General features: G+C 35.0%; 23 protein-coding genes and 1 tRNA gene. 7 read left to right on the top strand and 17 right to left on the bottom strand.

Annotated elements, in window-relative coordinates; translation table 11 throughout:
• Positions 1-25 precede the first annotated feature (25 nt).
• From CEY12_RS02590 to CEY12_RS02580, 3 genes are read right to left on the bottom strand one after another with little or no spacing between them, the layout of a single operon-like run.
• Positions 26-517 (bottom strand): hypothetical protein, encoded by a 492-nt coding sequence (locus CEY12_RS02590; protein WP_172821002.1) that lies wholly within the window; start codon positions 515-517, stop codon positions 26-28.
• A 12-nt stretch (positions 518-529) separates the two neighbouring features.
• Positions 530-1,003, bottom strand: coding sequence for a hypothetical protein (locus CEY12_RS02585; RefSeq protein WP_089026203.1), 474 nt, complete (start codon positions 1,001-1,003; stop codon positions 530-532).
• Between the two features lie 23 nt (positions 1,004-1,026).
• A complete protein-coding gene (locus CEY12_RS02580) occupies positions 1,027-1,350 on the bottom strand; it encodes an import component protein (RefSeq protein ID WP_089029760.1) in 324 nt (107 codons plus the stop codon).
• A gap of 232 nt (positions 1,351-1,582) precedes the next feature.
• Between CEY12_RS02580 and CEY12_RS02575 the strand changes: the two genes are divergently transcribed.
• Complete coding sequence (locus CEY12_RS02575) at positions 1,583-3,439, top strand: helix-turn-helix transcriptional regulator (RefSeq protein ID WP_089029759.1); 1,857 nt, start codon at positions 1,583-1,585, stop codon at positions 3,437-3,439.
• Between the two features lie 33 nt (positions 3,440-3,472).
• On the opposite strand, the gene CEY12_RS02570 is transcribed toward CEY12_RS02575, so the two are convergent.
• Positions 3,473-4,621 (bottom strand): hypothetical protein, encoded by a 1,149-nt coding sequence (locus tag CEY12_RS02570; protein ID WP_089026202.1) that lies wholly within the window; start codon positions 4,619-4,621, stop codon positions 3,473-3,475.
• Between the two features lie 72 nt (positions 4,622-4,693).
• Complete coding sequence (locus CEY12_RS02565; RefSeq protein WP_089026201.1) at positions 4,694-5,143, bottom strand: DUF1569 domain-containing protein; 450 nt, start codon at positions 5,141-5,143, stop codon at positions 4,694-4,696.
• Between the two features lie 118 nt (positions 5,144-5,261).
• Between CEY12_RS02565 and CEY12_RS02560 the strand changes: the two genes are divergently transcribed.
• Both CEY12_RS02560 and CEY12_RS02555 read left to right on the top strand, forming a co-directional pair.
• On the top strand, positions 5,262-6,248 hold the full coding sequence (locus CEY12_RS02560; RefSeq protein ID WP_089026200.1) for a GlxA family transcriptional regulator: 987 nt from the start codon (positions 5,262-5,264) through the stop codon (positions 6,246-6,248).
• A gap of 33 nt (positions 6,249-6,281) precedes the next feature.
• On the top strand, positions 6,282-6,848 hold the full coding sequence (locus CEY12_RS02555) for an AAA family ATPase (RefSeq protein WP_089029758.1): 567 nt from the start codon (positions 6,282-6,284) through the stop codon (positions 6,846-6,848).
• Between the two features lie 37 nt (positions 6,849-6,885).
• On the opposite strand, the gene CEY12_RS02550 is transcribed toward CEY12_RS02555, so the two are convergent.
• Positions 6,886-7,800, bottom strand: coding sequence for a helix-turn-helix domain-containing protein (locus tag CEY12_RS02550; RefSeq protein WP_089026199.1), 915 nt, complete (start codon positions 7,798-7,800; stop codon positions 6,886-6,888).
• A gap of 75 nt (positions 7,801-7,875) precedes the next feature.
• Entirely contained in the window at positions 7,876-8,673 is a 798-nt protein-coding gene (locus CEY12_RS02545; RefSeq protein WP_089026198.1) for an SDR family oxidoreductase, read from the bottom strand.
• A 165-nt stretch (positions 8,674-8,838) separates the two neighbouring features.
• Here CEY12_RS02545 and CEY12_RS02540 point away from each other — a divergent pair.
• Positions 8,839-8,910 (top strand) — tRNA-Arg (locus tag CEY12_RS02540).
• 69 nt (positions 8,911-8,979) lie between these two features.
• Here the strand turns inward: CEY12_RS02540 and CEY12_RS02535 are convergent.
• The 4 genes from CEY12_RS02535 to CEY12_RS02520 all read right to left on the bottom strand — a co-directional run bounded on the left by CEY12_RS02535 (position 8,980) and on the right by CEY12_RS02520 (position 12,536).
• Positions 8,980-9,504: a hypothetical protein gene (locus CEY12_RS02535; RefSeq protein WP_089026197.1), complete on the bottom strand. Its 525-nt coding sequence runs from the start codon at positions 9,502-9,504 to the stop codon at positions 8,980-8,982.
• A gap of 168 nt (positions 9,505-9,672) precedes the next feature.
• Positions 9,673-10,182 carry a YdcF family protein gene (locus tag CEY12_RS02530; RefSeq protein WP_157676744.1) on the bottom strand — a complete coding sequence of 170 codons (510 nt, stop codon included), beginning with the start codon at positions 10,180-10,182 and terminating at the stop codon, positions 9,673-9,675.
• The gene (locus CEY12_RS02525; RefSeq protein ID WP_157676743.1) at positions 10,145-11,119 is read right to left on the bottom strand and encodes an NAD-dependent epimerase/dehydratase family protein; all 975 of its coding nucleotides are present in this window, start codon (positions 11,117-11,119) and stop codon (positions 10,145-10,147) included. The genes CEY12_RS02530 and CEY12_RS02525 overlap by 38 nt, the downstream gene beginning before the upstream one ends.
• A gap of 418 nt (positions 11,120-11,537) precedes the next feature.
• A complete protein-coding gene (locus CEY12_RS02520; protein WP_089026194.1) occupies positions 11,538-12,536 on the bottom strand; it encodes a WG repeat-containing protein in 999 nt (332 codons plus the stop codon).
• A gap of 267 nt (positions 12,537-12,803) precedes the next feature.
• Between CEY12_RS02520 and CEY12_RS02515 the strand changes: the two genes are divergently transcribed.
• Both CEY12_RS02515 and CEY12_RS22190 read left to right on the top strand, forming a co-directional pair.
• Positions 12,804-13,751 carry an MBL fold metallo-hydrolase gene (locus tag CEY12_RS02515; protein WP_089026193.1) on the top strand — a complete coding sequence of 316 codons (948 nt, stop codon included), beginning with the start codon at positions 12,804-12,806 and terminating at the stop codon, positions 13,749-13,751.
• An 85-nt stretch (positions 13,752-13,836) separates the two neighbouring features.
• Positions 13,837-14,013 carry a hypothetical protein gene (locus CEY12_RS22190; RefSeq protein WP_157676742.1) on the top strand — a complete coding sequence of 59 codons (177 nt, stop codon included), beginning with the start codon at positions 13,837-13,839 and terminating at the stop codon, positions 14,011-14,013.
• Between the two features lie 55 nt (positions 14,014-14,068).
• Here CEY12_RS22190 and CEY12_RS02510 read toward each other — a convergent pair whose 3' ends face one another.
• Positions 14,069-14,818: a DeoR/GlpR family DNA-binding transcription regulator gene (locus CEY12_RS02510; protein WP_089026192.1), complete on the bottom strand. Its 750-nt coding sequence runs from the start codon at positions 14,816-14,818 to the stop codon at positions 14,069-14,071.
• Positions 14,819-14,900: 82 nt separating this feature from the next.
• On the opposite strand from CEY12_RS02510, the gene CEY12_RS02505 reads away from it, so the two are divergent.
• On the top strand, positions 14,901-15,473 hold the full coding sequence (locus CEY12_RS02505; RefSeq protein WP_089026191.1) for a 5' nucleotidase, NT5C type: 573 nt from the start codon (positions 14,901-14,903) through the stop codon (positions 15,471-15,473).
• A gap of 56 nt (positions 15,474-15,529) precedes the next feature.
• Here CEY12_RS02505 and CEY12_RS02500 read toward each other — a convergent pair whose 3' ends face one another.
• The 5 genes from CEY12_RS02500 to ilvN form a co-directional block, all read right to left on the bottom strand.
• Entirely contained in the window at positions 15,530-15,967 is a 438-nt protein-coding gene (locus CEY12_RS02500; RefSeq protein ID WP_089026190.1) for a GNAT family N-acetyltransferase, read from the bottom strand.
• 340 nt (positions 15,968-16,307) lie between these two features.
• Positions 16,308-17,117 carry a T9SS type A sorting domain-containing protein gene (locus tag CEY12_RS02495; RefSeq protein WP_089026189.1) on the bottom strand — a complete coding sequence of 270 codons (810 nt, stop codon included), beginning with the start codon at positions 17,115-17,117 and terminating at the stop codon, positions 16,308-16,310.
• Positions 17,118-17,310: 193 nt separating this feature from the next.
• Entirely contained in the window at positions 17,311-18,582 is a 1,272-nt protein-coding gene (ilvA, locus tag CEY12_RS02490) for a threonine ammonia-lyase IlvA (RefSeq protein WP_089026188.1), read from the bottom strand.
• On the bottom strand, positions 18,566-19,627 hold the full coding sequence (ilvC, locus tag CEY12_RS02485; protein WP_089026187.1) for a ketol-acid reductoisomerase: 1,062 nt from the start codon (positions 19,625-19,627) through the stop codon (positions 18,566-18,568). Before ilvC ends, ilvA begins: the two co-directional genes overlap by 17 nt.
• A 70-nt stretch (positions 19,628-19,697) precedes the next feature.
• A complete protein-coding gene (gene ilvN, locus CEY12_RS02480; protein WP_228409775.1) occupies positions 19,698-20,237 on the bottom strand; it encodes an acetolactate synthase small subunit in 540 nt (179 codons plus the stop codon).
• Between the last annotated feature and the right edge of the window lies 1 nt (position 20,238).

Genomic DNA, 20,238 nt, shown 5'->3' with positions numbered 1-20,238 from the left:
TTATGAATTTTACTTATTCTTAAAGTTACGGACTATTTACAAACTGAAGTAAGGGACTGAGTATATGTTCTGCATATTCTGTTTCCCGCTTTATACTTCTTTTACTTCCCGAAAAAGCATCACTAATCGGATAGTTTTTCAAAAACTGTTCTCTCTTTTTACCTATGGCATAGGTCATATCACCATATTCTGCTGTATTAATAATGGTCATTTCATCCAATGCCATCAGTCTTTTTTTAATTGAAAATAAATAAACTTTGTAGATGCTGTTTGTTTTTTTATCAAATAAAAATTCCACACTGGCATGGAAAATATAATCATATATGGAATAAAAAAGCATAACCCCACCGATACCATAAGAGGTATATCTGATATTATAATTGACTTGATGTAAAAAGGGTACAAAACAAAATATCAAAACCGCTAAAACTGCAAAAACTATAATTTTTGGCATATAGGCAAAATAGGGTTTTATACTAAGCTCTGTTGGGGTTATGTGCAATTTATATTTTTCCATTTCAGTTTTCAGTTATCTTTCTTCAATATTCATGATTTCACTGATCTCATTAATAGCAGCCTGTACTGTTTTGGATCCAAATAATCCTACAATAATTGGAACTCTTTTTTCTTTACCATTTTGATCGAATATAAAAAAGGCTGTACTATCCATTGTGATAAATAAATACTTTCCTACCAATACATAAAACTGGATAAAATCTTCAAAACGATAAACAACCTCTCCACTGAGTATGTTGTTTTTATGGGTTATTGTTTTAGCCTGTGTATCGATAACCAGTCTTTTTGTTGTCTTTAATAGATTCACCAAAGCAAAAAATACAAACAGTAATGCTGCCCATAGACCAATCTTTTTTTCAGCAGGAATAAGACAATATAAGGCAATACCTATAATCAGGCAGGCAATCACCCGTAAAACAGCAGTTGACATTTTGGTTTTCAAATGAAACCTGCTCCCTTCCTGTATAAAATATTTATAATCTTTCATCTCAATTTTATTAGCCTACATTCTTACCCTATAAAAGCAAATTTGTCCTCAAACATTTTACCCAATATAGGAACCGGTTTTTCAGCACCATTGGCTGCGTTGATCATTCCTAATATCCAGAATATAATAATCAGAAGCCCTGCAATTCCTAAAAATGATAAAAGAGGTGTTATAGAAACCAGGATTCTCATGATAATATTGAAAATAATACTAATAAGCATAAGCCCTAATGATTGTCTTAAATGGTATTTAAGCAGTGAATCTGCATTGTCTCTTCCTAAAAAATAAGCTAAGATCCAGCCTAGAGGGGTAATATAGGAAATGATGGATAAAGTTTTGTTGTTCATAAATTTGATGTTTAATTGTATAGCAGTATTGCTGTTACAAATATTCAATTAATCCACTGTGATTTCCTAACCTTCCCATGCTACAAAGCATCTACCTTCCTGTAAAAAGCATCTACAATACGACTACAAGATTTGAATAAAATTGGTTTCCAACACTTTACAAACAGTTATACTTTGTCATATTTATGAAGTTTTATACATGGATTTAACAATTTATCTTAATTTTAAGTATATGAAATCTGTATTCTATAAATTATTTATTTGTCTCTGTTTTAGTATCAGCATCAGTGGTTTTTCCCAAGGTTTGTATACAGACAGTTTACAGTCGGTTATTAACAATACCAATCTGGATGAACAGTACAAACCAGCCTTGTTAAATCGTCTCGCAGAGGCTTATAGAATAAACAGGAATTATTCTGCGGCGGAAAATACTGCAAGAGAAAGCGCACGCATAGCTTTACGATATAAAAATTATCTTGAGGCAACCAAGGCATATACCGTTCTCACCGTTATAAAAGCCAATAATCAGCAAATAGCATCTTTGAAACCACTAAGTGATTCTGCGATTGTCATCGCCCAACAAGCTAAAAATCCTGTAGCAATGGCATCTGCTTATTACGCAAAGGCTTTTCTCTATAAAACACTGGATGATCCTGAAAAAAAAATCAAATTTTGCCAACTGGGATTAAAAGAATTGGAAAAATCACCTGATCCCTATATTGCCTCTAAACTGTATTACCAGCTTTATGCCGCTCATTCCACTTGGAACAACGTGGCTCAGGTCAACAACTATGCACGTAAAGCAACTGAAAATGCATTAAAAACAAAGGATTATAACCTACTGAGTAATTCCTATGCTGCCTTGTCAGTAGCTCATGAATACAACTACAATGCTTCTCAAGATAAAAAAGAACTCGACAGTATTCTATTTTATCTAAAAAAATCGGAGGCTCTTTACTTTAAACACCCAACACAAATATCAAATTATACCTATGCAATAACCTGTATTAATATCGCCGACGTATATTTCAAATATTTTCCCAATAATGATAAAAATGCAGAAAAGACTGCTATTTCTTATGCACAAACAGCTGGGAATATTTTAAAAGACAATCCTAATTCTTCGGAGGTTAAAGCAAGCAGTTTGGGCTTACTGAGCGAATACGCTTCCAGAAACGGGAATACTGCCATGGCAGAAACTTATTTATTAGAAGCCTATGATTTGATGAAGGCAGACAAAGCCCCCTATTACTATACTCTGATCAACATTGCCCAATCTTTATCCAACTTTTACAAAAAGCAGGGTAACTTCGAGAAAGCTTTCAGCTACCAGGAGGAAGTAACTGAGTATAGCAATAAGAATTTTAATCAAAAACAAGCTCTCAATGCTCAAAAGCTGGAAATACAATTTGAAACAGAGAAAAAAAATAATGAAGTCAGGATTTTAAAAGAAAGAGAAGCGAGCCGTAAAGTCCAGAACTATTTATATATATGCATTGTGATTGCCTGTGTCATTGGGCTCCTTTTTATGTTCCGTTCTTATCACTTCAAACTGCGTCTGTCATTAGAACGCGAAAAGCAGCTTCAATTAGAAAAGCAGGAATCTGAAATGCAGATGAAATTAGAAAAGGAGGAACAGGCCCGTTTAAAAGCAGAGCAACAACTGCTGGAAGCCCAACAACAGCAATTGCAGAAAGAAGCAATGGCTAACGTCCTTCAGCTGGAACATAAAAACCGAATGCTGCACACCATAAAAGACAAGCTGGCGGATGATAGTTCTTTAAATATGCAAAAGATCGTGAAAGAGGAAATGGTTCTCGACAATGATTTTGAAGATGCAAAATTACAGATCCAACAGATTCATCCGGACTTCTTTAACCTCATCAGTGAAAAGTCCCAAAAGAAGCTCACCCTTCTGGATATGAAGCTTTGTGCCTACCTCTATCTTAAAATGGATACCCGGCAAATTTCACAATTAATGCATATCGAACCTAAAAGTGTCCGAATGAGCCGTTACAGGGTTAAACAGAAACTTGGGTTAGAAAAAGAAGAAGACCTTAATCTTTTTTTACAGAAACTAGGGAATTAAAACAAAAAGCCAAAAAGTTTCCGCCCATCTTTCCTATTCTTTTTTAAGCACATACATGCTTGAAAATAATTTATTGTCATCGAATATTAAATTGATCTTATAGGTAGCATTCTTAATCTCCAAATAATTAGAATTTCTTAATGCCGGATCCCCTTCAATATTATTTCCACCTAAAACCTTTACGACGTCAGCTCCTTTCATTCCTTTTTTCAACTGGTTTTCAAACGATAACTCTACTGCATCAAAATCATTGATAGCATAGCCTTTTAATATGTTATTTTTAGGATCATTCTCTCCGTTCTTACCGGGTGTAAAATAGAAATGAAAATTATTGTAGGTATTTTGCTGCATCAATTCCTGTATTTCTCCTTTTGGATTTGTCGTGATCATCCTTTCGAAATTTTTATTGAGAGAAGATTTAACAAAATCAGCTTCACTTGAAGTTCCCAGTGTAAGGCCACTGATATTCCAGTTTTTATCAATGGTTAAAACCGGCTTATTCTTTATGTCTTTAGAATCGGTCCTATTTTTTGTTAGGTCCTTCGTATATGCTTCATTGTCACATCCGCCAAAATCTATCAATCCATTCATACTGTCCCAATAGCATTTCTTTGATAAATTGGTATTGTTCAATACAATGAGTCTGTCATAATCCGGTGCATAGAAAATGTATTTATTTTCTTTTTTCAAATTCCAATAGAATCCATGATCTGTATTTGGATTTTTAATTCCTTTACCATATTTGTTTTCAAGCTTTTTCAGGACTTCCTTTTTAAGATTGGGTGTTTTCATTTCCATTCTGAATCCATAGATGGTCGGATCTGCTTTATAATCTTTTAGGATCCTGGTAAGTTCAGTTTTGTTTTTAAACCCCTGCATATCAAAATGTCCTCCCCCGAACTTAGTAATACTGTCTGTTTTCAATCGTTCAGAATTAATCTGAAAAAATATTTTCTGCCCCTTTAGATCAATTCCGTCAAATGTAAATTTCCCTGAATCCTGACCTTCTGTCAATAAACAAAATGGATATTCGACTGTATTTACTTCAAGCGTATTTTTATCTTTAAAATCAATTATATTTTCGATGGGTTCATTCAGGTTCAGTTTTGCTAAATCTATTTTCTCCTGGCCATTACAGGCGATCATCAAAAATGAAAAAAAGATAGAAGATATATATTTCATGGTTCCAATTAATTGTATTATTAGAATACCAATATAAGAATAAATAATGAGTAAGCTTTCGGATTGAGGAAATCATGCATTAAACTGGCGCAGATGATGATCCATATGTTTATATACAAAAATACCCAGCTCATCAGTTTTCATTTTACCAAAAAAACTATGAATAAAATCCGGATTTGAATAATGTTCATACGCAGCAATCTGTTCAGACCATATCTTTTTCTGCAATTCAGTATCACCATTAAGCTCTTTAATTGCAAAATCACCGGCAGGTACATTTTTATCCATAATGGCTCCTTCTTTCATTAAACTACGCAAAGCCATTTTTCCAAATATCTTCCCAAGTAACTCCTGTCTGTACCTATGTTTGGTGATTCCTAAAACCCAGTCGTTCCAGACTGTGCAGTGTTTTGTCATCTGATAGAGATTCATTTTTCCCCATTGGGCTGTATTTTTATCTGTAAGCGCATTGATCCGGCTGATCAATTCTTCTCTGGTTGTAGTTTCAAATATTGTTTTCATAACTTATTTTTATGTAAAATTAGAGACTTTCCAAAAGAGGCAGACAACGTATAAATGACAATCAACAGTGTAGTTTGTGCCATTTATTATGTAATTTTGATATACCAACTCACGATCCATGAAACATATTTCAATACTTGTATATGAAGATGCAATGCCTACAGCTATTTCTACGACAACGGCATTGCTTTCCAGCGCTAATGATGCAGCCATCGTAAAAGGATTTCCTCCTCCCTTCGATATCGAACTTATCGGTATAGATCTCAACAATGTACAATCAAGTCTTCATATGCAGTTTACCTGCAGCAAAACACTATCTGAACAATTTGACACAGATGTTGTGATTGTCCCTCCCATAAAAGCAGGATCAGAAGATATTCGTACCCTATTATTAAAGAACTATAAACTGGTTGACTGGATCAAAGAAAAATATAAGCAAAAAGCTGAAATCATCAGCCTTTGTACCGGTGCTTATTTCTTAGCTGAAAGTGGACTTCTCGACCATATGCCTGCCACTTCCCATTGGGATGCAATGGAAGATCTTGAGCAGAGATATCCATTAATTGATTTTAAACCTGATCATGTGGTTACTCATTCAAAAGCAATCATTACCGGTGGTGGAGGGTTCTCTTCCCTGAATGCCGTATTGTATTTTATAGAAAAAAACTGTGGTAAGGAAATATCTGTATCTTTAAGCAAATATTACGCATTAGATTATGGAAGGACTTCCCAAAATGTCTTTACAATATTCTCAGGTCAGCGCCGTCATGATGATAACGACATTCATAAGGCACAGAGTTATATAGAAAAAGAATTTACTACAGAGCTCTCTGTGGAGCAGATTGCCAACCAGGTGAATATGAGCAGGAGGAATTTCATCCGCCGCTTTAAAAATGCGACCTCACTGAATCCCACAGAATATATACAACGGGTAAAAGTAGAAGCTGCCAAAAAGGCTCTCGAAGCCGGAGAAACCAATATCGCTGATGTCACTTACAGTATAGGCTACAATGATCTTAAATCTTTCAGAACCGTATTCAAAAGAATTACGGGCCTGACTCCTATAGATTATAGAAACAGATACAAAAGCCAGGAACTGTTATAAAAAAATTCCTGCAAAGAACTTTTTAATATGGTAATGAAGAATCAGAAGAACAATTTTTATATTATTACAGGAGGACCTGGTGTTGGAAAAACAACACTTCTGAAACAACTTGAAAAAATGGGCTATCGGACCGTAGACGAAGATGCCAGGCAAATCATAAAAGAACAGATGCAAAGTAATGGTGAAGGGCTACCGTGGAGAGATAAAGAACTCTACACCCATCTTATGATCAATACATCTGTAAATAGTTTTAAAAACATTTCACAGGATCAAAATAACCTCATCTTCTTTGATCGCGGGATTATTGATGCCTATTGCTATGCTGATATGATAGGTTTAGCAATTTCTAATGAGATGAAAAATATTGTGGATACCCATCAATATAATCCAACTGTCTTTATTCTTCCTCCATGGCCCGAAATTTATGAAACCGACGCAGAAAGAAAGCAAACATGGGAAGAAGCTTTTGAAACCTATAGCAGCATGAAAAACACCTACTCTATTTATGGTTATCAGGTTGTAGATGTGCCTTTAGATTCCGTTGAAAAAAGAGCAGCATTTATTTTAAATCATATTAATGATTTAAATGACATACCGTAATTAATTAATATTTTTTATGTCTTCCTTATTTTAGATGCTAATTGAAAGACTGTTTAAAGAGTAACGGTGTGGTATTCGTCTTCTTTTTGAATAATTTATTAAAAGACTGTGAATGTTCAAATCCCAGCTGATAGGCTATCTCTGCAACAGAGAGACCCGTTGTAGTGAGATACTCTTTTGCTTTTTCAATCAGTTTTGTGTGGATATGCTGCTGAGCATTTTGCCCGGTAAGATTACGAAGCATATCACTTAAGTAGTGTGGAGAAAGATTCAGTTCTGATGCCAAAAATTCTACTGTCGGAACACCCTTGTTCAAAGTTTCCTGTTCATCAAAGTAATTATTCAGAAGATATTCCATTTTGGATAGCAGATCGCTGTTCACCGATTTACGGGTTATAAACTGTCGCTTATAAAATCTATTGCTGTAATTCAGTAACACTTCTATATAAGAGATGATCACATCCTGACTGATTTCATCGATAGCCGTATTAAGTTCGCCCTGAATATTATCCAAAAGCCCTACGATAAGGTTCTTTTCTTTATCAGATAAATGCAGCGCTTCATTGGTATCATAGGAAAAGAAACCATACTTTTTAATATTCTTTGCAAGGGAATAGTTTCTTATAAAATCCGGATGTATAAACAAGGTATAGCCATGATATTCTGCATTCTCTTCAGTAGACAGAATCTGATTAGGAGCAGTGAACATCATTCCGCCTTCATTAAAGTCATAATAACCCTGACCATATCCCATTTTACCATTCTCAGAAAATTTGTAGGAAATTTTATAAAAATTTAAAACAAAATTCCGGTTGAGCATTTCTTTATTAACGCTCATTGCCCTGTTATCAACCAGACTGATCAATGGATGTAAAGGTTTTGAAACATTCAATATCTGATGCAGCTCGGATATGGATGAGATTTTAAAAGGAGCATTATCTTTCTTTTCCATAATATAAATGTATGAATTATTTTAGGTTAAAAACAGCACAAGTTCTTTCACATTTGTGCTGTTTTTAGATAGATTTTAGATAAACTGCTTTCCGAATTGTTCTCTGAATGCTTCTGCTCCCAACTCAAGACGTTGTGCATATAATGCATTAGCATCTGCGCCTGCAACATATCTCAATTGTTTTTTACCGTCTGTTGCTGCTTCATATACCACTTCAGCAATCAGCTCAGGTTCAGAAGCCCCTTCCATCATTACTTCAGTATTGGAGAACATCTTATTGATCATAGGTTCATACTCCGGTTGTGTACCCATATCCAGGGAACGGCTGATAAAGTCGGTCTTGATCCCACCAGGAGATACTGTTTTTATATCCACTCCAAAAGTATTCAGTTCAAAGGCAAGACTTTCGCTCCATCCTTCCAATGCCCATTTGGTAGCATGGTAAGTAGATCCTAATGGGAAAGCAATTAATCCACCGATAGAAGTCGTTGTGATAAACATCCCTTCTCTTTTTTCTCTGAAATAAGGAATAAAAGCCTGGGTCACACGGATAACCCCTAATAAATTGGTATTTAATTGTTTAACGATTTGATCATCCGTTAAAGCTTCCAAAGGCCCGATTAACCCGTAGCCTGCATTATTAAAGACTAAATCGATATCACTAATCTCAAGGGCATTTTTTACTGTTGATTTGATCTGCTCAGGGTTCGTCACATCTAATGGAAGCAAGGTTACATTGTCTAATGTTTGAAGTTCGGTTTCAGCTTCTGGATTTCTCATTGTAGCAATTACATTCCATCCTCTGCTTTGAAATAATTTAGCGGTTGTTTTTCCAAGTCCTGTAGAGGCACCTGTTATAAAAATTGTTTTCATTTTTTGTTGTATTAAAATTACAATACAAATGTCCGTCGTTCCAAAAAGCTTAGAGTTGCCAAAATGGGTATTGATGTAGCCAAAATGGAATTGTTATTTTACAACCAGAAAATGTACCTTATATAGTCTGTTTTTTAAATGATATTAATATATTTGAATGAAAGAGGCCTCATAGTTCAATGGATAGAATAAAAGTTTCCTAAACTTTAGATCCAGGTTCGATCCCTGGTGGGGCTACAATTGGTAGTTGCTAATTAAAAAAGCCTATCCGAAGACAGGCTATAAATAGTTAAAATACACTAAAGTTTAATTCCAACTTAAGTCATCAAAAGGTGTATATTCTAAGCCATCAAAAGAATTGATATTTTGTACAGCATCCCAACTAAAATGATATCTGTTAAATGCAGCTTCACTAGTAATATAAACTAGTTTATTTCCTTCTCTAAAATAAACTCTCCCTGTTGGTACATAACGAACCAGACCATTATCAATAAATAATGGATTGCCAATTGAATAACCAGTTCTTTCAGTAGCTTCAGCAAAACTATTAACCTCAAATGTAAATGGTTTTGATGAGAATAGACCATCCCAAGTGGCTTGTGAATCAATATGTCTTAACTTTCCTCTATAGCCCCACATATAGAACACAGTCCCATTTTGTGTAACTTTCAGAAATTTTCCTTCAAAATCAAATTTTGCCTGACCATGAATAAGTTTTGATTTGTTAGCTTCTTTTCCAACAACATCGTCGGTACTTATTGAATCGTTAGAACAACTAGTAGAAAATAGGATAGCGATTAAAGCACCAATTAATAAAAGGTTTGTTTTCATAAAATAATTTATTTATATAATTAGCAAATATAAAAATATATCTCTTATTAGTGATTATAATTAATGATAAAATACTTTTCATACATATCCTCTAAATATCATTATATAAAAGCCTCTCATACAAACAAGAGGCCTAATAACTATCATAAAAAAGCAAAAACGTTTATTTTAATACAAAGTAAAATTGTTGTTGATTAGAACTTTAATCGCTTTATTTTCATGCTCTTCCAACCTTTTAAGTTCACCGGAAGCATGCGATGACTGAGCATAAATAAAGACTGTTTTTTTATTGATCTCCTTGTTCTGGGTCACGATATTAAAGATCATCTTTGCCCTTGCCACATGAAAATCAGAGGTAACCACATAAATGACTTCCGGATCTATTTCTGTGAGTATTGGAATTGCCTTTCTGAAATCATCAACTGTATTTGAAGTGATCAAATGGGGCAAAAAATCATTTCCGCAGGCTCCTTTTTTAATAAGATACTCCTTTGCATAGTGGGCATGAGGCAAATGTGATGTATTAAAGTGTTCACCAAACCCACCGGAGCATAAAAAACTTAATTTTTTATCTTTTTGATAAAGTTCATAAGCAGCATTCAATCGGTCAATTGCTGTTGTGCTTAGATTTCCGTTTGCATCATTGGGCGCTCCCAGAATGAGAATAATACTTTTCATGTTGATTACTGTTATAGTAAGTAAAGAAGGATTCTTTGTGTTCATCAGATACATTTCGATAATATTCAATGGTATCTTTCATTCCTTTTTCCAGATCCTTAAACTTGTAATTGGATACAATGTGATTATCAATTCCTGTTGTATTGGCAACCAAAATAGTTTCTTCCACCTCACCGGCTCTCATGTTCTTATACACAATATCAGAAGAAGAACCTGTTAATTTAATAATCAGCTTTGCCAGATCTTCTACGGTCACCGATACTCCGGTTCCTATGTCAACCACATTCTCATTAGTACATACTTCTTTATTCATGGCCTCAACAGCAAGATATGCGATATCTTCAATATGGATAAGATCAACGGTTTGCTTTCCATTTCCCCATATTTCAAGAGGCTTACCGTGCAGGGCATTTAAAATAAAATAAGGGACCGCCTTTCTGATAGGATGTGTATGCTGCCCAGGTCCATACGCATTGAACCATTTATGAATACATCCTTCAATCGCATACTCTTTCATATATAGTTTAATGATGCGCTCTGCGTTTTCTTTTGTAATGGTATACATATTCTCCCAAACATTTGGCTTGGTCACATAGAATAATCTGGGTTTCTTTTCCATGGTAAGCAAAACCTCAATAAATGTGGAAATGCCAACACTGTTATTTTGTACAGCTTTTAATGGGTGAAAATTAAGTTCAGTTGTTCCGAGAACACCAGCGATAAGATAAATATGATCAGGGTTAATTTCGGTTAAACATTTTTTTACCAGATTAAAATCTGTCGTATCACATTCAACCCAGGAAACATTGTTGGGAAGGATATAATCCGGCTTTGTCTTGTCAAATAAAAAGATTTGGGAATCATTCCTTTTAAGGCATTCTCTGTAAATAGCAGAACCAACAAATCCACTACCACCTGTGATGGCGATTTTTTTCATAATTGAAGTTTTTTTGATTAATATGAGATGATTTTTAGTTTTTAAATAGTTAAAATTATAATTCATCTGTAGGTGAATTATAATTAAACAATAATACAAATTATATTAATACAAAAAATCAAAACCGAAAAAAATATTTATTAAGTTATTACAATACTGATTATCAATAGGTAAATAAAAAGAAGACACTATACTGCAAGTGGGATTTCTTACTGTTTTTTTAATTAACAAAATCCAGAAAATAGATAAAAGTATAATTGAAAGGATTGTAAAAAGCTGAAAAGAAAACTGTACTATTCAAAGCAAAAAAAATCCCTCAACCTGAGGGATTATATCTTGAACTATAAATTTTCATAGCAAAATAATACGCAAACCATATACCTTAGCCTACAAGGAATAGACTTTCTGTATAAAAGGGTTAATTGCCATATTTGAAATCTACTTCAAAGTACTGTTCTCCATTTTCACCAATATATATTTTTTGACTTTTATGAAGGTCCGGATTCTCTATGTCTGCAGAAAACACTTGAAAACCCTTACCATCGACAGTAAGTAAACCTGAAGACCTGAAATCACTAAATTGATTTTTAATTGCTTTTCCAGAATTAATAATATAGTAATTTGCAGCTTTATCACTGGATTCATTGGGTTCACTGTACCCGATATAAGTAGGCATTACGTAAAGACGCTTATATTCTTTTGGCTCGAAAATCACTTTTTTATCTTCTGTAATAACAGATTTTCTCTTAGTGGTGTCTATAACAGTAATATAGTAAGAGTTCTTTGAAGGTATCCAGACAGCTGAGCTGTAGGTATTATCTCCTTCATCCAATAAAAAGGTATTTGTCTTGGGCAAAAACAAACCAATCGATTTTGATTTACCTTCTGCAAAAACTTCTAAATCAAAATAGGTTTCGTTTGCTGAAACAGCATTGAAGCGTTCTGCTTTATATTTATTTCCGTATTTCTTCTTGAAAAGAGCTATAACTTCTTCTCGGGAAGGCCCTGTCCTATCTGGATACTGAGCTGTAATAGGCATTCCAGGCTCCTGATTGGACGGTTCTATTTTCTGTCTTTTTACTTCTTGAAAGCTATTTTTATCGTAAAAAATAATTTCGTTCCCTATTACAGCACCCACACGATTTTCTCCCGCAGAAAAAATAGGTTCACTAGAATTTGGGGGAATTACCTCTTTTAATTGTTTGTTAATAAGTCCATATTTCTCATAATTCCGTATTATGTAACCTCCAGTTCGTTCATTAAAAAATGAAATGTTAGAATATTGAGGTTTTACTTTAATATCCCCTTTAATATCACATAATCCAAACACTCCGTTTTTATTATAAGGTATTAAATTATCCTGAGCAGAGACCCATGAACCCGTACCAATCAGTAATGCTAATAAATATGTTTTCATAACAAAAAAATAAAACAAATATACATTTATTCATTGGCAGTAGCTGACTGTAAATAATTTTATAAAAATGAGGATAAGGATCAGTATTTTCTCATCTATCAGATCTCTTTTACAGCAATTCCTTTGATATAGTAATTTTTAAGATCTGACAATCTGATATTACAAAGTCCGAACAGCGGATAACTATTAATGGTTGGAAAATCGGATGATCTTTTTAATTAAATTTGTATCCTCATTAATTCTTTTATATAATAGCATTAACTTGATATGACAAAACGTTTTTTTAATCTGACGATCATATTGTCAGCGACAATTTGTTCAGCACAAAATAGTTTTAAGGTGATTCCTTTAGGAATTTATGGTGGTGGAGAGGAGAGTAATTTATCCAGTTATATGGCTGCTCCTGTCAATTCTGAAAATTATATCGCTCTGGATGCGGGAACCATCCGTTCAGGAGTTGAAAAAGCCATTGAGAAAGGAAATTTCAAGCAAAGTCCTCCTTTACAGGTGATACAACAGAATATCAAAGGTTACCTCATCTCCCATGCCCATCTGGATCACGTAAGTGGAATGATCCTGAACAGCCCGGATGATTCCAAAAAATCTGTTTACACGCTCCCCACTGTAGGAAAGATCATTACTGATAAATATTTCTCATGGGAAAGCTGGGCCAATTTTACAGATTCAGGTGAAGCTCCCCGTTTAAACAAATACAAGATGATCAGTCTGGATGAAGGCAAAGAAATTCCTATTTCAGATACCGAAATGAATGTGACTGCTTTTCCGCTCAGCCATGTTAATCCCTATGAGAGTACCGCATTTCTTGTAAGACACGATGGTGATTATCTCTTATATCTGGGTGATACCGGAAGTGACCGCATTGAAAAAAGCAATAAGCTGGAGAATCTGTGGAAGCAGATTTCCCCTTATGTAGATCAGCAAAAATTAAAAGGAATATTAATCGAAGTTTCTTTTCCCAATGAACAGCCGGATAAATCATTGTTTGGCCACCTTACCCCGAATTTATTGGAACAGGAGCTGAATGTTCTGAATAGCTTCTGTCAACCTGGAAAACTGGCCCAGGTCCCTGTAATCATTACCCATTTAAAACTGGTGGATCATAACATTGAAAAAATCAAAACCCAGCTTAAAGAAAAAAATACTTTAAAAATGAAATATATTTTCCCTGTACAAGGAGAAAAAATCACTTTATAAGGACATAAAATGATCAATTTAAAATAACACTTAATTTCCTATAAAGTTAATTCATTACATTTGTTTTACAACTAAATAATGTACTATGAAAAACAATTTGAAATCATTAGAAAGAAATCAGTTAAAAGTAATTAATGGCGGATATCCTGCATGTCCTGAAAATCTGGAATGTGGTAACGACTGGTGCTGCATCAATGGAGCTTGCCGTCCAAGATCTCAGGCAGGTCCAAATGGATTATGTATGGCACCACCTATCGAGTAAAATTTCAAATCAGGCAAAGATCATAAACTCTTTGCCTGATTTTTTATATCTCCAATTATCTGATTTCGATCCCTGCATCGATATAGGGTTTTAAATAATCAGAGGTAGGATCAGCCTCTGTGATAATTGTAGTAAGTGAATTTGCTGCACAGATATAAAAAGATTCAGATGTCCCCAGTTTATCAGTAGTAGACAATGCAATCGTGCTTTTTGAAGTTTCTATCATCACTCTTTTGACAAGGCTGTCTTCATAATCATCCCCTGTGACTCCTACTTCCAGATCAATACTACAAACACCCAGTAAACAGATATCTGCCCTGATGTTTCTTATGCTCTGAATCGTCTCATAGCCAGTGGTTGAAAAAGAAATTTTGTTAAGCATCCCGCCCATAAATAAAACTTCAATTTCAGTATGATCCTCTAAAAGGGAAGCTACCGGAAAACTGTTTGTGACTACTGTTAAAGCGATATCCTTCGGTAAATTGGCTACTACAGCCAATGCTGAGGTTCCCGAATCTACCAGCAATACCATTCCCGGTTTGATATATTCCAATACTTTTTCAGCAATGATTTTTTTATAGGGAACATCAATATTCTGCCGGTCTTTAAAGTGTAAAGGCATCGAGGACCGCTGAAGTGCACCGCCACGAACTGCTTTAAGCAATCCTTTATCTGATAATTCCTTAATATCTCTGCGTACAGTATCTTCCGATACTTTAAGGATCTTACTTAACTGGTCCAGCAGTACTTTCTTATCCTTGGCAAGGTATTCCAATATGAGATTCTGTCTTTCGGCTTTAATCATAAAACAAATATAGAAAATATTTATTGCAAAAAATATGCAACTTTATGCAATATTATATATCTTTGTTGCAAATAATTGCAAAATGAGAAATAAAAGAGAAACGATTGCGATAGATATGGATGGTGTAATAGCTGATGTAGAGGCACAACTGATCGATTGGTACCACAGGGATTATGGTGTTTTGATTACCCGAGAGGATATGCTTGGTAAACCGGAACCGGAAGCTTTCCCAAATAGAGAGGCTGTATTGGAATTTTTACAGACTCCCGGATTTTTCCGTACCCTGCCTGTCATGCCCAACGCAATAGAAGTCGTAAAAGAATTAATGAATGATTATGATATCTATATAGTGACAGCCGCTATGGAATTCCCACTTTCATTGTATGAAAAATATGAATGGCTTCAGGAACATTTCCCTTTTATTTCCTGGAAAAATATCATCATGTGTGGTGATAAAAGTATCATAGATACCGATTATCTTATTGATGACCACATCAAAAACCTTGATTTTTGTAAGGGAAGACCCATCATGTTTAATGCCGGGCACAATTCGAAGATAGACCATCATCAGAGGGTACACAGCTGGGACGAGGTCAAAGTTTTATTTGCCGATATTAAAACAGCAAAAGAAACTCTAATCACCGAATCCAATTAATACAAAAAAGGTAACCTACATCTCGGTTACCTTTTTTATTTGAAAAAAACATCTTGTTATTTCAAAATATGAGCAAGATGAAGTGCAGCAAGCTGAAAACCCGATTTTAAATATACCTTCTGTGCGGTATTATTTGTAAAATCAGTGTCGAGAATTACGGCATCCATGTCACCGGATCTGGCTATACGTTCTACATATTTCAGTAATTGGGAGCCCAAACCTTTTCCTCTGTGAGATTCCAATGTACAAAGATCATCGATGTAAATAATATGCCCACTGTGTAAAGAATTCATAATACGGTATCCCGCAAATGCAACACACTGGGTATTCTCAATAATTCCGGCAATATAATATTTTTCATTTGCCATCATTTCACCAATGATATCTTTCCAATTGTTTTTGTTGAGATGAGGTCGAAGCAGGGAAATCACTTCCCAGCATTGCTGAATCTCTGAATCTGTTGTTATATTTGAAATCGTATATTCAATCTTCATATTCTATTTATTTGATACAAAATTAAAAAGGACCATCGAGAACATTCTATTCCACTTTTAAAATTCAGTATAGCCCAAGATTCGAGCAATAAAAATATTGATCTGGACTACATCATTTATTGTACCTGGGGCATTAAATGGCACTCACCTTCCGGTATTTTTGTACACTCATCAGATAGCCTGATAAAGGTTATTTACTTTTTATTTAACACCGCAGAGTTCTCCTTGTGAGAACTTTGCTTTTAACTGCTGGACATGAACACTTATCAAAAAGAAAACCGGTGAGATATGGCCTCACCGGTTAAAAAACAAAAATTGATATGGATATGATTAGTTGTGTTTATTTCTTAATGATCTTTTCGGTAATCACTTTATTATTCTTTAATTGAATTTTAATTAAATAAGTTCCGGGAACCAGTGGACCCATATTCAATGAAGCAGATTTCCCTTCCATTACTTTCTGACCGGTACTACTGAACATCTCGTATTTTTCAATGGGCTCGGTTGCCTTTATATGTACCATTCCGGTACTTGGATTAGGATATAATGCAAGGGCTTCCTTATGAATATCCTGATCCTTGGTTGAAAGGTTTGCTGCTACTATATTTACAGAATAATCCTCCGCCTGTCCTGATCTTAAGCTGGCGCAAGCCGAATTAATTGAAGTAGATGCATTCGGATCGGAATAGGCCGCTATATTGGTATTTTTTAAAACCCTCATTTTGGTTGCTCCTATTAAAGCAGTTCCTGGAATACTGATACTGCCCGTAACCGTCTTTGCATTGAATGGATTGGCTGATTCTAAACGTCCAATAAAAAAACGTTCTCCGGCATCATCAAAGTTTCCATTTTTATTAAAATCAATAAATACAACAACATCGCTAGGAAATGTCCCTGAAGGACCTTTTACAGAAATCGGATATGCATTTCCGACCTGAATATCTGTAGATATTGATGTAAAATCTTCGTAGTTAGGAGGAGCAGTTCCATTTGTAACAGAAGGCGAAGTATTATTGATATTTCCAAATGTGACATTCATAATTGCCTCACCTATGGCCAAATTACCACTGTATTCAAATGTAGGTAAGCAGTACTGTGCGCTCATTAAAGAACAAACTGAAATACTTAAAAGGATAGATATCTTCTTCATTTATTTGTTAATTTTATTGAGACAAATTTATATTTATTTAGACTTAATAAAAATAACAAAGCAATGACATTTATCAGTTTATCACTATTTTATGATCTGCGATCAATTAAAATACCATATTTATCTATAAATCAACACGATAAAATATTAAAAATAATTAAGCCACTTATAAATAAATGGCTTAATTGATTATTTAGATTAAAATGTTCATCATATTGGGTGAATCATTGAGATAGGATTCGTAATACCCTGCCTCTTTCATTCTCCGAAGTAATCCTTCAAAATCAGAAAATGACGGCACCTCAATGCCAACGATAGCAGAAGCGGTTTCCCTGGAATTTCTCTTGGTGTATTCAAAGAATGTAATATCATCAGATGTACCCAAAACATGCAGAACAAACTCTTTCAAAGCACCGGGACGTTGTGGAAACTTAACAATAAAGTAATGTTTCAGTCCTTTATAAAGCATTGCTCGTTCTTTGATCTCTTCTGTTCTGGTAATATCATTATTACTACCACTTACAATACAGACAATATTTTTGCCTGCAATCTGTTGCTTATACAGATCCAAAGCTGCTATTGTCAGGGCACCCGCCGGTTCCAGAACCATTGCATCTTTATTGTATACCTCTAATAAAGTTTCACAAACTTTTCCTTCATCAACGGCCAGGCATTCATGGATATGATCTTTACAGATCTCAAAAGTAAGATCACCTACCTTTTGAACGGCAGCTCCATCCACAAATTTATCAATATGCAAAAGTTCAGTGTTGACCCCTGCCTCCAGCGAAGCTTTCATTGAAGCCGCACCTTTAGGTTCTACGACAATAATCTTCGTCTTTGGGGATAAAACCGAAAATACAGTAATGATACCTGCTGCTAATCCTCCACCGCCAAGGGGTACGAATACAAAATCTATGGGATCTTCTGTCTGCTCCAGGATTTCCATGGCTAAGGTGGCCTGTCCTTCAATAATTTCTACATCATCAAAAGGATGAATAAATTCAGCTCCGTAACTTTTGCTATACTGTATCGCCGCATTTTTTGAATCATCAAAAGTATCACCGATCAACTTGATCTCTACATACTTTTCACCAAACATGGCAACCTGCTCCAGCTTTTGTTTAGGAGTGGTTACAGGCATAAAGATCGTCCCGTTGATCTTTAGCTTCCTGCATGCAAAGGCAACTCCCTGCGCATGATTGCCAGCACTGGCACAAACAATACCATTCCCAGTTTTATCCTCCTTATATAGGTTATATATCTTATTGTAAGCTCCCCTTATTTTATAAGAACGCACAGGTTGCATATCTTCCCTTTTAAGAAAAATATCCGCTCCGGACTGTTTAGAAAGTCTAAAGCTCTTCTGCAAAGGAGTGGTATGAATAACATTTTCCAATGTCTTTCTCGCCTCTTCTACACCATATAATGAAGGAAAATCAACCGTTCTATTTTTCATATTCATATTGTCTGTCTGGGCGAAGCGATCTTACGACTTTACCAGCCTGCCACAATTCACTGTTTCTTAATTCTTCAAGCTCTTTATTAAGACCTTCTCTGTAGTTTTCTTTGCTGTTGCTGGAGATTGATTTCTGTGATTCATTTCCTTCTTTCACACTCTGATACAATTCTTCAAACACAGGCTTAGTAGCATCATAAAACTTCTTCCACCAGTCTAATGCTCCTCTTTGAGCAGTAGTAGAGCAATTGGCATACATCCAGTCCATTCCATTTTCTGCAACCAAAGGCATTAACGATTGGGTTAGTTCCTCCACTGTCTCATTAAATGCTTCTGACGGGGAATGTCCCTGAGCCCTCAATACTTCAAACTGAGCCGCAAAAAGCCCTTGAATAGCCCCCATCAAAGAACCTCTCTCTCCTACTAAGTCACTGTATACTTCTTTTTTAAAATTGGTCTCAAACAGGTACCCGCTACCTACCGCAATTCCCAATGCTGCCACTTTATCTTTTGCATTTCCTGTCGCATCCTGATGGATCGCAAAACTGCTGTTCAGTCCTTTGCCTTCAACAAAAAGTCGTCTCAACGATGTACCTGAACCTTTAGGAGCTACAAGAACAACATCCACTTCTTTGGAAGGAACAATGTTGGTCTGATGATTATAGGTAATTCCGAAACCATGAGAGAAATATAATGTTTTTCCAGGGGTAAGATATTTTTCAAGAGTTGGCCAAAATTCGATCTGTGCAGCATCACTCAACAAATAACAAATGATTGTTCCTCTGTCTGCAGCTTCTTCCAGTTCGAATAATGTTTCTCCTGGAACGAATCCATCCTGTATTGCTTTGTCCCAGCTTTTAGAATTTTTTCGCTGCCCTACAATTACATTGATGCCATTATCTTTAAGATTAAGCGCCTGACCAGGCCCCTGAATTCCATATCCTAAAACCGCTACAGTTTCATCTTTTAAAACTTCCTGAGCTTTTTCTACAGGAAATTCTTCTCTTGTTATTACGCTTTCTTCTACACCTGCAAATTTAATTAATGCCATAATTTTGTTTTTAAATGTTATTTTTTCTGATCTTCTTTAGATCGTCTATATATTGAATTTGTGTTATTTTTTATTGATAAGCCATTTTTTCAAGGGCTGTGAGTTTTTTATGAAAGGCTTCATTGGATTTAATGACCGCTACTCTTCCGCTTCTTATAAATTCTATCAAACCATGAGGTTCCAGAAGTTCAAGAAAACGATCGATTTCTTCATGATGTCCTACAATAGTAAAAACCGTATAATCATTTCTTACGCTTACAATGGTAGCTCCATATTGTCTTAAAATCCTTTCAACATAAAACTTCTCAGAAACAATATTGGTCTCTATTTTAAAAAGAGCCAGTTCCTGCCAAACGATCTCCTCATTGGTATTATAATAGACTTTAATGACCTCAACCAGCTTTTGAATCTGTCTTGATACTTTTCTTACCGTTTCCTGTGGAGCCTGTACCACAATGGTAAACCTCGAAATGCCCTCAATCTCTGTTGGAGAAACATTCAGACTTTCTATATTGATTCCCCTTCTTGAAAAAACCATTGCTATTCTCGCAAGCAGCCCTACCTGGTTTTCTGTGAAAACACTTAGGGTATATTCCTGTTTATTCATCATA

This window comes from Chryseobacterium sp. T16E-39 (genome assembly GCF_002216065.1).
Classification (GTDB): domain Bacteria; phylum Bacteroidota; class Bacteroidia; order Flavobacteriales; family Weeksellaceae; genus Chryseobacterium.
The sequence above is the reverse complement of the archived record's forward strand: the minus strand, read 5'-3'. Positions and strand labels throughout refer to the sequence as shown.

Bases quoted from the DNA above. Each gene is read 5' to 3' on its own strand.
- CEY12_RS02590 (WP_172821002.1), bottom strand. From the start codon at position 517: ATGGAAAAATATAAATTGCACATAACCCCAACAGAGCTTAGTATAAAA.
- CEY12_RS02585 (WP_089026203.1), bottom strand. From the start codon at position 1,003: ATGAAAGATTATAAATATTTTATACAGGAAGGGAGCAGGTTTCATTTG.
- CEY12_RS02580 (WP_089029760.1), bottom strand. From the start codon at position 1,350: ATGAACAACAAAACTTTATCCATCATTTCCTATATTACCCCTCTAGGC.
- CEY12_RS02575 (WP_089029759.1), top strand. From the start codon at position 1,583: ATGAAATCTGTATTCTATAAATTATTTATTTGTCTCTGTTTTAGTATC.
- CEY12_RS02570 (WP_089026202.1), bottom strand. From the start codon at position 4,621: ATGAAATATATATCTTCTATCTTTTTTTCATTTTTGATGATCGCCTGT.
- CEY12_RS02565 (WP_089026201.1), bottom strand. From the start codon at position 5,143: ATGAAAACAATATTTGAAACTACAACCAGAGAAGAATTGATCAGCCGG.
- CEY12_RS02560 (WP_089026200.1), top strand. From the start codon at position 5,262: ATGAAACATATTTCAATACTTGTATATGAAGATGCAATGCCTACAGCT.
- CEY12_RS02555 (WP_089029758.1), top strand. From the start codon at position 6,282: ATGAAGAATCAGAAGAACAATTTTTATATTATTACAGGAGGACCTGGT.
- CEY12_RS02550 (WP_089026199.1), bottom strand. From the start codon at position 7,800: ATGGAAAAGAAAGATAATGCTCCTTTTAAAATCTCATCCATATCCGAG.
- CEY12_RS02545 (WP_089026198.1), bottom strand. From the start codon at position 8,673: ATGAAAACAATTTTTATAACAGGTGCCTCTACAGGACTTGGAAAAACA.
- CEY12_RS02535 (WP_089026197.1), bottom strand. From the start codon at position 9,504: ATGAAAACAAACCTTTTATTAATTGGTGCTTTAATCGCTATCCTATTT.
- CEY12_RS02530 (WP_157676744.1), bottom strand. From the start codon at position 10,182: ATGAAAAGTATTATTCTCATTCTGGGAGCGCCCAATGATGCAAACGGA.
- CEY12_RS02525 (WP_157676743.1), bottom strand. From the start codon at position 11,119: ATGAAAAAAATCGCCATCACAGGTGGTAGTGGATTTGTTGGTTCTGCT.
- CEY12_RS02520 (WP_089026194.1), bottom strand. From the start codon at position 12,536: ATGAAAACATATTTATTAGCATTACTGATTGGTACGGGTTCATGGGTC.
- CEY12_RS02515 (WP_089026193.1), top strand. From the start codon at position 12,804: ATGACAAAACGTTTTTTTAATCTGACGATCATATTGTCAGCGACAATT.
- CEY12_RS22190 (WP_157676742.1), top strand. From the start codon at position 13,837: ATGAAAAACAATTTGAAATCATTAGAAAGAAATCAGTTAAAAGTAATT.
- CEY12_RS02510 (WP_089026192.1), bottom strand. From the start codon at position 14,818: ATGATTAAAGCCGAAAGACAGAATCTCATATTGGAATACCTTGCCAAG.
- CEY12_RS02505 (WP_089026191.1), top strand. From the start codon at position 14,901: ATGAGAAATAAAAGAGAAACGATTGCGATAGATATGGATGGTGTAATA.
- CEY12_RS02500 (WP_089026190.1), bottom strand. From the start codon at position 15,967: ATGAAGATTGAATATACGATTTCAAATATAACAACAGATTCAGAGATT.
- CEY12_RS02495 (WP_089026189.1), bottom strand. From the start codon at position 17,117: ATGAAGAAGATATCTATCCTTTTAAGTATTTCAGTTTGTTCTTTAATG.
- ilvA (WP_089026188.1), bottom strand. From the start codon at position 18,582: ATGAATATGAAAAATAGAACGGTTGATTTTCCTTCATTATATGGTGTA.
- ilvC (WP_089026187.1), bottom strand. From the start codon at position 19,627: ATGGCATTAATTAAATTTGCAGGTGTAGAAGAAAGCGTAATAACAAGA.
- ilvN (WP_228409775.1), bottom strand. From the start codon at position 20,237: ATGATGAATAAACAGGAATATACCCTAAGTGTTTTCACAGAAAACCAG.